The sequence below is a fragment of the Flavobacterium sp. DG1-102-2 genome (assembly GCF_033042555.1).
Taxonomy (GTDB): Bacteria; Bacteroidota; Bacteroidia; order Flavobacteriales; family Flavobacteriaceae; genus Flavobacterium.
In genome coordinates this window covers 15,243-28,501 of the sequence record NZ_JAWLIK010000001.1, presented here as the reverse complement: position 1 = coordinate 28,501, position 13,259 = coordinate 15,243, and the positions used below count along the sequence as shown (strand labels likewise).

The 13,259-nt window shown below is 40.2% G+C and carries 13 protein-coding genes and 3 tRNA genes; 14 read left to right on the top strand and 2 right to left on the bottom strand.

Annotation, left to right across the window (positions count from 1 at the left end; genetic code table 11):
• The first annotated feature begins 1 nt into the window (after position 1).
• The 4 genes from R1T16_RS00135 (at position 2) to R1T16_RS00120 (ending at position 3,952) form a co-directional block, all read left to right on the top strand.
• On the top strand, positions 2-715 hold the full coding sequence (locus R1T16_RS00135; protein ID WP_317499025.1) for a 16S rRNA (uracil(1498)-N(3))-methyltransferase: 714 nt from the start codon (positions 2-4) through the stop codon (positions 713-715).
• Between the two features lie 231 nt (positions 716-946).
• Positions 947-1,585: a DUF4159 domain-containing protein gene (locus tag R1T16_RS00130; protein ID WP_317499024.1), complete on the top strand. Its 639-nt coding sequence runs from the start codon at positions 947-949 to the stop codon at positions 1,583-1,585.
• Between the two features lie 97 nt (positions 1,586-1,682).
• Positions 1,683-2,774 carry an AI-2E family transporter gene (locus R1T16_RS00125; RefSeq protein ID WP_317499023.1) on the top strand — a complete coding sequence of 364 codons (1,092 nt, stop codon included), beginning with the start codon at positions 1,683-1,685 and terminating at the stop codon, positions 2,772-2,774.
• 2 nt (positions 2,775-2,776) lie between these two features.
• Positions 2,777-3,952, top strand: a complete 1,176-nt coding sequence (locus tag R1T16_RS00120; RefSeq protein WP_317499022.1) for a THUMP-like domain-containing protein — start codon at positions 2,777-2,779, stop codon at positions 3,950-3,952.
• Here the strand turns inward: R1T16_RS00120 and R1T16_RS00115 are convergent.
• Complete coding sequence (locus R1T16_RS00115) at positions 3,949-5,364, bottom strand: PQQ-dependent sugar dehydrogenase (RefSeq protein ID WP_317499021.1); 1,416 nt, start codon at positions 5,362-5,364, stop codon at positions 3,949-3,951. The two genes, R1T16_RS00120 and R1T16_RS00115, sit on opposite strands and share 4 nt — an antisense overlap.
• Before the next feature lie 127 nt (positions 5,365-5,491).
• Between R1T16_RS00115 and R1T16_RS00110 the strand changes: the two genes are divergently transcribed.
• From R1T16_RS00110 to R1T16_RS00075, 8 genes are all read left to right on the top strand, one after another.
• Positions 5,492-6,100: a hypothetical protein gene (locus tag R1T16_RS00110; protein WP_317499020.1), complete on the top strand. Its 609-nt coding sequence runs from the start codon at positions 5,492-5,494 to the stop codon at positions 6,098-6,100.
• A 160-nt stretch (positions 6,101-6,260) separates the two neighbouring features.
• Positions 6,261-6,344: transfer RNA gene (locus tag R1T16_RS00105), tRNA-Ser, on the top strand.
• 6 nt (positions 6,345-6,350) lie between these two features.
• Positions 6,351-6,425, top strand: a tRNA-Pro gene (locus R1T16_RS00100).
• Between the two features lie 30 nt (positions 6,426-6,455).
• A tRNA-Arg gene (locus tag R1T16_RS00095) sits at positions 6,456-6,529 on the top strand.
• A 403-nt stretch (positions 6,530-6,932) separates the two neighbouring features.
• Positions 6,933-7,292: a VOC family protein gene (locus R1T16_RS00090; protein WP_317499019.1), complete on the top strand. Its 360-nt coding sequence runs from the start codon at positions 6,933-6,935 to the stop codon at positions 7,290-7,292.
• Positions 7,293-7,408: 116 nt separating this feature from the next.
• Positions 7,409-7,870 (top strand): MarR family winged helix-turn-helix transcriptional regulator, encoded by a 462-nt coding sequence (locus R1T16_RS00085; RefSeq protein WP_317499018.1) that lies wholly within the window; start codon positions 7,409-7,411, stop codon positions 7,868-7,870.
• 200 nt (positions 7,871-8,070) lie between these two features.
• Complete coding sequence (locus R1T16_RS00080; RefSeq protein WP_317499017.1) at positions 8,071-9,297, top strand: multidrug effflux MFS transporter; 1,227 nt, start codon at positions 8,071-8,073, stop codon at positions 9,295-9,297.
• Between the two features lie 60 nt (positions 9,298-9,357).
• Positions 9,358-10,305 carry an alpha/beta hydrolase gene (locus R1T16_RS00075; protein WP_317499016.1) on the top strand — a complete coding sequence of 316 codons (948 nt, stop codon included), beginning with the start codon at positions 9,358-9,360 and terminating at the stop codon, positions 10,303-10,305.
• A gap of 3 nt (positions 10,306-10,308) precedes the next feature.
• Here the strand turns inward: R1T16_RS00075 and R1T16_RS00070 are convergent, their stop codons facing one another.
• Positions 10,309-11,283 (bottom strand): hydrogen peroxide-inducible genes activator, encoded by a 975-nt coding sequence (locus R1T16_RS00070; protein WP_317499015.1) that lies wholly within the window; start codon positions 11,281-11,283, stop codon positions 10,309-10,311.
• Between the two features lie 167 nt (positions 11,284-11,450).
• Between R1T16_RS00070 and R1T16_RS00065 the strand changes: the two genes are divergently transcribed.
• A complete protein-coding gene (locus R1T16_RS00065) occupies positions 11,451-11,870 on the top strand; it encodes an OsmC family protein (RefSeq protein ID WP_317499014.1) in 420 nt (139 codons plus the stop codon).
• A 276-nt stretch (positions 11,871-12,146) separates the two neighbouring features.
• Entirely contained in the window at positions 12,147-13,139 is a 993-nt protein-coding gene (gene lpxD, locus R1T16_RS00060; RefSeq protein WP_317499013.1) for a UDP-3-O-(3-hydroxymyristoyl)glucosamine N-acyltransferase, read from the top strand.
• Positions 13,140-13,259: the final 120 nt, after the last annotated feature.

Below are 13,259 nucleotides of genomic sequence, written 5' to 3'. Positions count from 1 at the left end.
TATGCAGTTATTCTACAATCCCGAAATACAATCAGGCTGTACTTCCTTTACTTTTGATAAGGAAGAAAGCAGGCATATTGTAAAAGTGCTGCGCAAAACAGAAGGCGATACGATTCATATTGCTAATGGCAGCGGTTACCTTTTCACTTCTGAGATCGTTTTTGCAAGCGAAAAGAAATGCGAAGTTAAAGTTACCAGCGAAGAATTCCACGAACCCGCACCCTATTCGCTTCACCTTGCCGTGGCTCCTACAAAGATGAATGACCGCTACGAGTGGTTTCTTGAAAAAGCTACCGAAATCGGCGTCAGTGAGATAACACCTATCATCTGCGAGCACAGTGAGCGAATCAATTTTAAAGGCGACCGTTTTGAGAAGATACTGCAAAGTGCCATGAAGCAGTCACTCCAGTTTTATATGCCAAAGCTTAATGAACCGGTGACCTACAACACATTCGTTGACGAACAACGCGAAGGCCAGCTATTCATAGCCCATTGTGAAGAAACCGAAAAACGCCTGCTTAAAAATGCCCTTGAGCTTAAAAAGCATGTGACTGTATTAATCGGTCCCGAAGGCGATTTTTCTACCAAAGAAATCAACCTGGCGCTGCAGCAAAACTACATTCCCGTATCATTGGGCAACACGCGACTTCGTACCGAAACTGCCGCCGTTGTGGCAGCACACAGCGTAGCGTTTGTTAATGAAGAGTCGTTTTAAGTGCCAGTTGTAATTACCATTACTTGCGAGTGAAGCTAAGGCATAAGGCTCTGAGGCATTGAGAAAATTATGAGTGAGGCGTTAAGAAGCACTCGTTGTTTGACCAAAGGCAAGTTCTTATGGTTTAGAAGAATGAAATTATCTGTAGCCTAAAGAGTCCAGAGCCTTGAATTTTTGTATGCTTTGTTTCAAGACAAAAGAAAAACTATATTTACACCACAATCATTACTAATGAAAAAACTGCTTTATATACTACTGCTTGCTCCTGCGCTGCTTACAGCACAGGAAATCGCGGTGCTTAAATATTCCGGTGGCGGCGACTGGTATGGCAACCCTACTTCATTGCCCAACCTTGCCAAATTCTGCAACCGGAACATCAATACAAAAATCAATGCCAAGACTGCTACTGTAGAAGCAGGCAGTGCTGATATTTTTTCTTACCCTTTTGTACACATGACAGGACACGGAAATGTCGTATTCAGCGATAATGATGTGATAAACCTGCGCAACTATCTGTATTCGGGCGGTTTCCTGCACATTGATGACAATTACGGTATGGATAAATACATTCGCAAGGAACTGTCTAAAGTTTTTCCTGACAAAGAACTGACAGCTGTTGCTGTGGGGCATGAGATCTTTAAAGGTCCGTTTTCGTTTCCGCAGGGTATGCCTAAGATTCACGAGCACGATAACAAAGCACCACAGGCATGGGGTATTTTTATAGAAGGAAGACTAGTTTTACTATATACCGTTGAAACCGATCTGGGCGACGGATGGGAAGATCAGGAAGTGCATAACGACCCTAGGGAGGTTCGCGAAAAAGCCCTTAAAATGGGCGCCAACATAGTTAATTATGCGTTTAAGAACTAAGGAATAGCTACCCGCAAAGTCATAATCTTGTATTAAAGCAACTGGTATTTTAGTAATTTTTACCGTACATTCGATGTACCAAAAAAACAAAAAATACATGGTGACTTCTAAAACTATTGCAAACGGTATACTTAGGGCATTGGCTGTTATTGTAGGCTGCTGCTTGCTGCTGCTTTTTTTATATCAGGTACAAACCGTAATACTATATCTATTTATCGCACTTATAGTGTGCATGATAGCAACCCCAGTAGTGAATTTTCTTGAAAGAAAATGTAAATTCAGGCATACGCTCGCAGTGATAACAACACTCGTATTTTTTATACTCTTACTTGCTGGGTTCATAATGATGTTCGTCCCACTGATAATTTCGCAAAGCGACAATCTTTCCCTACTCGATACTGTACAGCTGGAAAAGGATTTTACAAATATGATCAATCAGGTAAACACCTACCTGGCGGGGTATAATATAGATTCACAAAAATTAATGAAGGAGGCTAATTTAACCTCTCAGCTTAATTTTAACTTTATCCCTAATTTCATCAATTCCATCATCGGTATTTTAAGCGGCTTTGGTATAGGGCTGGCATCGGTCATATTCATAACGTTCTTTTTTCTTAAAGACCGAAACATGTTCGTAAAAGCAGCAAAAAAAATACTGCCTGATTCTCATGAAGATAAGATAATCAATTCCTTTCATAAAATAAACCATTTGCTAAGCCGTTACTTTATAGGGCTTATACTTCAAATGTCGGTGCTGTTCATATTGTACCTTATCATATTGCTTGTTTTTGGGGTAGAAAATGCATTTATAATAGCATTTATCACTGCATTCTTAAATATAATTCCATACATAGGCCCACTTATTGCCACGGCCCTTGTAATTATACTTACCCTTTTAGGCAATATTGGCCCTGAAACACAGGGAGAAATGCTATCTACCACGCTTTATGTATTTATAGGGTACTGTGCCGCACAGTTTATAGACAACAACGTTACATCGCCGTTAATTTTCTCCAATAGCGTAAATTCGCACCCACTTGAAATATTTATAGTAATTTTGGCCAGTGGATTCCTTTTTGGTATCCTGGGAATGATCGTAGCAATACCGCTTTACACAATATTAAAAGTAGTCGCTAAAGAATTTTTCCCTGAAAATCCCGTAGTTAAAGTACTTACTAAAGACATTTAAGTTTGCTTTTGGAAAAACTCTTATCGCAAAGCGTTCAGCAATTCATTATAGAAAACACAGGAAAACCTGTCACACAGCTTGCACTGCAAAAAAATCCGTTCCCTGATGTGGAATGGACAGAAATAGTAGGCCAGATTGCTGCCCGCGAAAAAGCAAAAGATAAACTGCCAACTTGGTTTACTACCGCCGACATACTTTATCCTGGTAAGATATCGGTCGAGCAAACCTCATCAGAAAGTACTGCTCGCTATAAGTCGACACTGGTTTCTGGCGAAAATCTTATCGACCTTACAGGTGGCTTTGGCATAGATGATTACTATTTCGCCCAAAGGCTGGGTAATGTAACACATTGCGAACTCAACCTGCATTTATCGTCAATAGTAAAACATAATTATGAAATTTTAGGTGTCACAAACGTACAATGTATACCGGGCGATAGCCTAACTACATTAGAAACGCTTCAAAAAAAGTGGGACTTGATCTACATTGACCCGTCAAGGCGCAGCGACGCTAAAGGCAAAGTTTTTCTGTTGAAAGACTGCATGCCCAACGTACCGGAACTGTTAGATACTTATTTTAAATATTCGCACAACCTGCTCATTAAAACGGCTCCAATACTGGATATAAGCGCCGGACTGGCAGAACTCCATTCGGTTAAGGAGATACAGGTTATTGCATTGAATAACGAGGTTAAGGAACTTCTATGGATTATTGAAAAAGGATTTGCGGGCACGCCGACATTAACCGCCGTAAACCTCACAAAAGACGGCGAAGATATCTTTACGGCATCTTATGAACCTGCAGATGAGGCACCTTACGGTTTACCGAAAAAATATCTGTACGAGCCTAATGCCGCTATAATGAAATCAGGTGCGTTTGATGCCGTAGCACACCATTATGCGATTACAAAACTGCACAAACATACACAGCTTTATACATCTGATGAATTGATTCCATTTGCCGGAAGGCGATTTACAATCGATGCTATTATTCCTTACCAAAAGGCAGAAATGAAACCGCTTGAAGGCAGCAAAATGAACATTACCACGCGTAATTTTCCCTTAAATGTTGAGGATATTCGTAAAAAATGGAAAATCAAGGATGGCGGCGATATATATGCATTTTTTACTACCAACAGTAAAAATGAAAAGGTAGTCCTTGTATGTTCTAAAATCTAATTTACGGGAACCAGCCTGTATACAGAACCCTTATTATCTTCAACCGCCACATAAATATAACCATCGGGTGCCATGCGTACATCACGAACGCGGCCTATATTTTTTAACAGCTTTTCCTGTCCTGTTATTTTATGGCCGTCAAGGTAGCAGAGGTTAAGGTACTTAAATCGCAGCGAACCTACAAGCAATGCGCCTTTCCACGGTTTATAGTTGTCTCCGGTTACAAAAGCAGTACCCGATGGCGCAATAGATGGAAGCCAGTATAATAAAGGCTCTTCAATGCCGGGAGCAGTCGTTTTATCGGTAATCGTAGTTCCGTTGTAATTGATGCCATAGCTGGTTAAGGGCCATCCGTAATTTTTACCGGGTGCTATAATATTAATCTCATCGCCGCCACGCGGACCATGCTCGGTTTCCCATAACTCGCCCGTTACCGGATGAAAAGCAATCCCCTGCGGATTTCTGTTTCCACAGGTATAAAGCGATGTCGGCTTACCCTCTTTATCTTTAAACGGGTTATCTGCGGGTATGGAACCATCGGCATTTATTCGGTGTATCTTACCTAACGAATTGTCAAGGCTCTGCGGATTTTCTCTTTCATTACCCCTTTCCCCTACCGAAATAAAAAGATAATTATTCTTGTCAAATGCCATCCTGCTCCCATAATGGTGCCTTGTAGATGCATAAGGGAGTGCCTCGAATACCATCTTTTGGTTTACCAGCGTATTGCCTTCCAGTTTAGCGTGGACTACAGCTGTTGTTGCTAATTTGCCCTTTGGTTTAGAATAGGACAAATAAAGAATTTGGTTCTTTTCAAAATCAGGATGCAGCACTATATCCATCAGTCCGCCCTGCCCTTGCGCCAAAACTTCAGGAATACCTTTAATTTCAGTATTTTTTTTATTGGCAACCTTGTATAATTTCCCACCCCTTTCGGTTACCAGCAGGCTACCATCTTTAAGGAATGCCATTCCCCACGGAACATCAAGCCCTGTTGCAATGGTATCAAGCTTTACTGTGAGCTTATCGCTTTTAAAGATGTTGCTTTTAGGTTGGTCATCAAAGTCGTAGGCAGCGCGGTTGTTTATACCTTCAATTATATAAGACGAAAGTTCTTCTATCTCTTTCGCTGTAAATGTTTTTTCAAAAGCCGGCATGCCATCGTCAGCATATCCTTTAGAGATACCCCGTACGAGGTCTGACAGTTTGTTACCATGCTTCCAGTCCCTGTCTACAAAGGCATCCATTTTCTCGCCATGGCAGCTGCTGCAATAGTTCTGATAGTTTTCAGCCGGCGTTTTACCGGAAACCGCTGCGGAAGTAACTGCGGTATATTTAGCAACAGAACTATTAAAAAAAATTGTTGCTCCGCAGATAAGCAGCGAAGGCACTATAAAAACAGATTTATTCATAATATTCAGAAATAGATGACGGTACATCAAAGCTATCATATTTTAGTTAACATTTGTAATCCTTTAACCAAAAAGTAACTCAGTATGCCATTTTGATTATATTTGGCATCCAATAACACCATACTACATGAAGAAGATTATAATATGCCTGCTTTTAGGGCTATCGTTCAGCGTTAATGCCCAAAAAAAAGCGGATAAGCCAAAAGATACAGAAACTCCAAAAAACGGGTGCGACTATACTATCGTAACCGGTAATGACGGGCAGGAATTAAAGTCCACCAAAGAGTATCTGATGTATGAAAAAGTATTTGCAGGCACGTCTCAGTTTATGTTCTTTTCGCTAACAAATAGCGAAGGCGTACCTATTCTTAACTTTCAATTGCTGGCAAAAAGCAAGGAATTTCCCAAATCGTATTGTATCGACAGCGCATCTAAAATATACATACAGCTCAATAATGGAAAGATAGTTACCCTCATAAGCGCAACCGAAGACCAGTGTTCAGGCCTGGTTTATGATAGTAACGAAAAGAATAATTTAAGGATTTTGACAGGAACTTTTTTATTTACAAAGGGATCTTTAGAAGATTTAGAGAAATATGACATATCTTTTATAAGGGTAAAATATGTAAATGAAACGGTAGATTACCCTGTAAAGAAAGAACTCGACAGCGAAAGCATGAAAAAAAAGTACTATCCTGAAGCCTATTTTATAAATACACTGAAGTGTATCCAATAAAATTTTGGAAAAAATATTTTTACTATCCTGTTGAGTGTTAAAGACTTTAAGAAAACGTTACAAAAAAATCAAAAAAACCTTTAAAAATAGTTGCAGATAAGAGAATCATCTGCTACATTTGCAACCGCAAAAAGGGTAAAACTTTTGAGCTTTTTAAAGAGGAGAGGTGCCGGAGTGGTAACGGAGCAGATTGCTAATCTGTCGACGTGCAAACGTCGCCAGGGTTCGAGTCCCTGTCTCTCCGCTTCTTCGGGGTGTAGCGTAGCTCGGTTATCGCGCCTGGTTTGGGACCAGGAGGTCGCAGGTTCGAATCCTGCCACCCCGACAATAAAGACTGAATTTGATCGACGATCAGGGTCGCGTAGCTCAGCTGGATAGAGCACCTGCCTTCTAAGCAGGCGGTCCCAGGTTCGAATCCTGGCGCGATCACGGAAACAAAACCTACTTATTGAGTAGGTTTTTGTTTTTTAAGGACATTTTGATTGCTCAGCCGGATACAGCATCACGCTATATGCGTGACAGTTCAAATCTAGCGCGATCAAAGCAATTAAAATCTGCCTATACGAATGGATTTTTCGTTTATAGACATTTCAATGGTAATAATAAACGTATTAAGCTGCGCGACAGTTTAAGGTTATAATCTTCCCCACTAATATCATTCTTCCCGATTGTTTTAACCACTTACTAAAAGCATACATCCAAAGGATGCTCCTCAATACCCATTTAGATAAGAAATTTAATTCAAGTTAAAAGCTAATAAAAAAAAATATCGATTTATATTTTTATTATTGTCGCATTTATTATATTTGCGACAACAATAAAATTTATTAAAATGAGACAGTTAACATTTGCATCGCTACAGGTAAAAAATCTGGAATTATCTAAAGAGTTCTATCAAAAGAAATTAGGCTTCGAAGTTGGAACTACCAACCCGCAAGCCTGCGTCTTTAAATACAACCAGGGAGAGGCAAGTTTTGCTATCCGCACGCCTCTTGAACCAATTGAAGGAAGAGAGCTGGGCGTTGGCGTGGCTATATGGTTTGCCGTTTACGAAATTGTAGACGAGTTAAAAGAAAAATTCATTACTGATGGAGTGACAACAGCCGGACCGATCATAGATACACCTTTTGGCAGAGCATTCCACGTACTGGACCCTGACGGTTATAAACTTACATTCCTGAATGCGATATAAGGCAAAACCAATAATTTACAGCACTAAAAAATTGGGTTATCCATTTCAATTTAGTTTCTTTGAAACCAATAACAGGAGTTTGATATAGTATCCACAAAAAATGCCTCAACATAATTATGCCTGAAGAAATTGATTTTCATTTTAGCAGTCCAAACGACAGTCCGGGATATTTAATCGGGCAGCTGACTATGCTTTGGCAGCGAAAACAAAAAAAAGTGCTGGATCCGTTGGACCTGACGCAAACCCAGCTCGCCCTGCTTGCTGCCTTAGGATGGCTTTCCAAAAAAAGCGATGCGGTTATGCAGGTTGATATTGCCAGGCAAAGCAATGCCGACAGGATGATGGTATCTAAAGTATTAAGAACTCTCGTAGATAAAAAATTCATTACGCGCCATGAGCACCCTACTGATACCAGGGCAAAGGTTATACAGCTGACACCCGAAGGCGAAAAAGTGCTTCAGAAAGCTTTAGCTGCTGTCGTTGATGTGGATCATGAATTTTTCGCCGTATTAGATACAGACCTTTCAAGGTTTAATGCTAATATGGTAACGCTTATTGACATAAATAAAACAGAGTAAAACATTATAGATTCAAAGATTATGAAACCCCACTCAATGCGTGGGGTTTCTTGTTTTATACAATCAACAAACCGCTTTTTATTTAAAGTCAATGTTATTATTAAATAAACACCATTTACTTTGTCGTTTTTCTGCTTAAATTTGCACCCTCTAAAATCAGGGAAAATCTAATCCCTCCCTGACTACCATACACAACATTTATGACACGCCAGAAATACATCTCCCTGATATTGATATTAGGATCGCTCACCGCATTGGGGCCATTTACAATAGATATGTACCTGCCAGGCTTCTCCGCCATTGCAGAAGACCTGCGAACAACCCCTAATAAAGTTTCCTTATCACTTTCAAGCTATTTTATAGGCATTGCAGCGGGGCAATTACTATATGGTCCGTTGTTAGACCGTTTTGGGCGTAAAAAACCGCTCTACGCAGGTCTTGCTGTATATATCCTCGCATCATTAGGATGCTCTTTAGTTACCGATATAGATGCTTTTATTGCATTGCGTTTTGTAGAAGCCGTAGGAAGCTGTGCAGCTACGGTTGCTGCTATGGCAATGGTGCGCGATCTTTTCCCTGTAAACGACAGCCCAAAAGTTTTTTCACTACTGATGCTTGTTGTGGGGCTTTCGCCAATGCTTGCTCCTACTATAGGAAGCTATGTTATAAAAGCCTGGGGATGGCACTCTATATTTGTGATTCTTGCCATAATGGGCTTTTTGGTATTGCTGGCATCCCGATTTGGGCTGGGCCACACCCGAAACCCCGACCCGTCAATATCCCTCAAGCCGAAACCTATACTTACTGGCTTTTGGAGTGTACTGCGACACCCTCAATTTTACACTTATGCCATTTCTGGTGGTGTTGCTTTTTCAGGATTGTTCACGTATGTTGCCGGCTCCCCTATTCTTTTCATGGATATCTTTAAAGTTTCGGGAGAAGTATACGGATGGATATTTGCATTTATGTCGGTTAGCTTTATCGGCACAAGTCAGCTTAACTCTATATTGCTGCGCAAATACAAAAGTGGTCAGTTGGTTTATCTTGGCCTTTCGCTGCAAAGCATAATAAGCGTTGCTTTTTTAATTGCGGCAGTAAATAACTGGCTAAATTTATACAGCACTATCGTTATGCTTTTTTTATACCTTGGCTGCCTCGGACTAACCAATCCGAACACTGCAGGATTATCACTTGCCCCATTCTCTGAAAATGCAGGAAGTGCCTCTGCCCTTATGGGTGCATTACAGTTAGGCCTTGGCGCGGTAGCTTCCATGCTTGTTGGTATCTTCGTAAAAACCTCAATGGTACCCATGATCCTGATAATGACTGGCAGCACACTTGTTGCTTTCATCATTTTGGCTATTGGCAAAAGAAATATTGGTGAGGTAAAAGAGAACGAGGGCGGCGACGTAATTTCTGCACATTAATAACATACTACTCTTTTAATTACTTTGCCTGTTTTTATATCTTCGTAATAAATATAGCAAATGGCAACAGCTAAAGGAAATAAGTATATTAAAAGGATTTTATGGACCATAGCGATAGTCTTTGCTCTGATGAATATCATAGCTATTTTTCATGCTTATAAATTCACTCATTTCTCGGATAAAGTTTCCAAAAAAACAGATGCCAATACGCTGACCACTGCCCAAAACGCCGGAGTGTTATTTTTTGGGATAGACAATCCAAGGCCGGTAAATACAGATAAACCTTCGCAGGCTTACACAACCGTAAAAATAAAAAACAATAAGCTGATTGAATGCTGGAGCATTAAAACTCCCAATTCTAAAGGAACTGTTATCCTTTTTCACGGGTATGGAGGAGATAAATCGCAGATGATTGATAAGTCTGATGCCTTTCTCGATATGGGATACAATACTTTACTTGTTGACTTTATGGGATCAGGCGGATCAGAAGGTGATACTACCAGCATCGGTTATTTTGAAGCCCAGCAGGTTAAATCGTGTTTTGATTACCTTTCAAAAACCGGTGAAAAGAATATAATACTTTTCGGGACATCCATGGGTGCTACAGCAATACTGAAAGCACTTCACGACTACTCTATTACGCCAAAATCAATTATTATAGAATGTCCTTTCGGATCGATGTACAAGACCGTTTGTGCACGGTTCAGGGTAATGGGTGCACCTACAATTCCAATGGCTGGATTACTGGTATTTTGGGGCGGAATCCAAAATGGTTTTTGGTCGTTTAACCATAATCCTGAAGATTATGCAGCATCGGTACACTGCCCAACATTGCTAATGTATGGCGAAAAAGACAATCGCGTTACCCGAGCCGAAACTGATAGCATTTACAACAATCTACAAGGAAAGAAACAGCTTGTTACCTTCCCAGAGTGTGGACACGAGAATTATCTTAGGAAATATAAAAAGCAGTGGACCGATGATGTAAAGAGCTTCTTATCAAACTAAAGATTATAAAAATCCTGCTGTTGCATTAACAAAATAAGGCGAATCGTTCCATTGTATCTTGCGGTATTTATGCTCTTCTTTAAGTTTATCAGGCAGGCAGCCCCATATCGTATGGCTCATTTTTTCAAGCAGCAGCTTACGCGAAAAAGTGTCTGAGGTCACGAGGCTTATTTCGCGTACCGGTTTTGGATCTTTAAATGGTTTAAACAATGTATTCTCCTTTTCATTTAGCACAGACAGCTCCGGGATTATGGCAAAGCCAAGTTCTGCCCGCACCAAATTCTTGAGTGTTTCAATAGAATTTATATCATAATTAAACTGTTCGTCAGGATTACTCATCCTGTCCGGCATCCCGCAGATATCCAGCATTTGGGCATTATAGCAGTACTCCTGCTGCAGCAAGAGCAGAAATGGCTTATCGGTCAGGTTCATTTCATAGTGATCGGCTTTAGCCAACGGATGCCCTTCGTGCAGAAAAGCAACAAACGGTTCGTTAAATACAGGATATTCGCGCAAGCCCGGCATCCCTGTAGGCGTAGCCATAAGCGCAATATCAATTTCACCGTTCTGAAGGCCATGAAGCAGCTGGCCTGTACCCGTTTCTTTTATATTAAAATGCATATCTGGCACCACGTCTCTCATGGATTTTATAAACTGCGGAATTAAATATGGGGATAGCGTACTTATTACACCAAGCGTAACTTCCCCCTTTAGATCATTCTTTTGATTTACAACAAAATTACGAATGGAATCGGCCTCATGCAGTACTTTTTTAGCGCGGTTGATAATTTCAACACCTAACAGCGTTGGCTTAAGTGGCACCTTTGTCCTGTCAAATATCTTGATGCCTATTTCTTCTTCCAGATTTTTAAGCTGAATGGTTAATCCCGGCTGGGTAACCATACAAACTTCAGCTGCCTTTGAAAAATGACGGTGCTCATCTAAGGCTATTATATAGCGTAACTGTTGTATTGTCATACATTATAAATTTTTTTTATAAATATACAAAATTATTAATTTGTTTTATATACAACTATTGAAATATCTTTGTCCTATCAAAATGAAAATATGAGCGTAACAGGTTCATCGGAAAATTGAAGTAATTTCAATTAAAATAAAAACCATAATTTTTAAAAACTAATATCATGAAATTTACAAGAAGAGCAAACGCAAACTGGCAAGGTACAGGAATGGAAGGAACAGGAAAGATCTCTACCGAGAGTACTACTCTTAATAACGCCCAATTATCATTTAAAACCCGTTTTGCTGATGGCGTGGGCACAAACCCTGAAGAACTTATCGCTGCCGCACACTCAGGATGCTACACAATGCAGCTAAGTTTCCTTTTAAACGAAGCAGGCTTTACAGCCGATAATCTTGACACAGAAGCACAGGTTACATTTGAAGATGGGACTATTACAAAAATCCACCTGAAACTTGAAGCAACTGTACCGGGAATTACAGAACAGGACTTCCAGACAGCTGCTCAAAAGGCTAAAGAAATATGCCCTGTATCTAAATTACTGAAAGCTGAAATAACCCTTTCTGCAACGTTAATAGGCTAATACTAAGCACATAAAATCAAAAAAAGTCCTGCCAAATGGCAGGACTTTTTATTTATAACAATCACAAAATTAACATTTTACATCTTTGCGAGGGCAATTTATGTCATACGCTTTGCGTTTATATGTAAACAGTATATTATCATTCGAGAGAAAAAATGGTTTTTTAGCACCTACAATTAATTTCTTTATATATTTACTGCCAAACTTTTAAAAGTATGCATTGTTAAACGCATATTTTTAATGATTTTTCAAACAAACAATTATATCTATATATATATGAGATCTTATTCTGCAGAGGAAATCAGCGAGAAAATCAATGGGGAACTTGTAGGTACAACTACCTTTGATATTTTATCGCCCGAACAGCTTGAACTGGCAAATAATGACCAGATTTCCTTTATTGGGAATAAAAAGTACGAAAAACTATGGGCAGCGTCTAAGGCGTCTGTTGCTGTTGTGAATTCGGATATCGAAATTGAACCCGGTGATAACAGGGCTTTTATAAAAGTTAAGGACGCAGACCTGGCCATGTCTAAAGTTCTTGACCTGTTTGCTCCTGCCCTGCCTCAGTTTGAGCAGGCTATTCACCCTACAGCTGTTATAGACCATACTGCAGTTATAGGAGAAGGTTCAAAAATTGGTGCAGGATGTTATGTAGGCCCTAACGTAAAAATAGGCAATAACACAACCCTGTACCCTAATGCAACAGTTTTAGACGGATGTACTATTGGCAACAATACCACAATCTGGTCTGGTGCTGTTATAAGGGAGCGCTGCCACGTGGGTTCCCAATGTATAATCCATCCTAATGCCGTTATCGGCGCTGACGGATTCGGCTTCAGGCCATGCCCGCAGCAAGGATTGGCAAAAATTCCGCAAATTGGCAATGTAATAATTGGCAATGCTGTAGAAATAGGTGCTAATTCATGTGTAGACCGCGGCAAATTCAGTTCTACCATTGTAGGCGACGGCTGTAAAATTGATAACCTTGTACAGATAGGACACAATAGCGTGCTGGGTAAATTCTGCATCATGGCAGGAAACAGCGGCCTTGCAGGATCTGTAACGCTTGGAAACGGAGTTATCATTGGCGGAAGCGCTTCGATAAAAGACCATACTACCATAGGTGACGGTGTCACCGTAGGTGCAGGATCAGGAGTAACGGGCGATATACCTGCCGGAAAGGTAATGCTGGGCTATCCTGCTGTTGAAGCAAGGACAGCACTAAAGCAATGGGCAATACTCAAACGCATGGCTACTGCCAAATAATATACTGCCCCGCAATAGCGGGGTATTTTTTTATCCAAAACAAAAGTATATTCAACAAAACCATCGTTTTTAGAATTAATTTTACACACTTTGTTTTTATCTGTACATTATTTCGCTAAA

Bases quoted from the DNA above. Each gene is read 5' to 3' on its own strand.
- R1T16_RS00135 (WP_317499025.1), top strand. From the start codon at position 2: ATGCAGTTATTCTACAATCCCGAAATACAATCAGGCTGTACTTCCTTT.
- R1T16_RS00130 (WP_317499024.1), top strand. From the start codon at position 947: ATGAAAAAACTGCTTTATATACTACTGCTTGCTCCTGCGCTGCTTACA.
- R1T16_RS00125 (WP_317499023.1), top strand. From the start codon at position 1,683: ATGGTGACTTCTAAAACTATTGCAAACGGTATACTTAGGGCATTGGCT.
- R1T16_RS00115 (WP_317499021.1), bottom strand. From the start codon at position 5,364: ATGAATAAATCTGTTTTTATAGTGCCTTCGCTGCTTATCTGCGGAGCA.
- R1T16_RS00110 (WP_317499020.1), top strand. From the start codon at position 5,492: ATGAAGAAGATTATAATATGCCTGCTTTTAGGGCTATCGTTCAGCGTT.
- R1T16_RS00090 (WP_317499019.1), top strand. From the start codon at position 6,933: ATGAGACAGTTAACATTTGCATCGCTACAGGTAAAAAATCTGGAATTA.
- R1T16_RS00085 (WP_317499018.1), top strand. From the start codon at position 7,409: ATGCCTGAAGAAATTGATTTTCATTTTAGCAGTCCAAACGACAGTCCG.
- R1T16_RS00080 (WP_317499017.1), top strand. From the start codon at position 8,071: ATGACACGCCAGAAATACATCTCCCTGATATTGATATTAGGATCGCTC.
- R1T16_RS00075 (WP_317499016.1), top strand. From the start codon at position 9,358: ATGGCAACAGCTAAAGGAAATAAGTATATTAAAAGGATTTTATGGACC.
- R1T16_RS00070 (WP_317499015.1), bottom strand. From the start codon at position 11,283: ATGACAATACAACAGTTACGCTATATAATAGCCTTAGATGAGCACCGT.
- R1T16_RS00065 (WP_317499014.1), top strand. From the start codon at position 11,451: ATGAAATTTACAAGAAGAGCAAACGCAAACTGGCAAGGTACAGGAATG.
- lpxD (WP_317499013.1), top strand. From the start codon at position 12,147: ATGAGATCTTATTCTGCAGAGGAAATCAGCGAGAAAATCAATGGGGAA.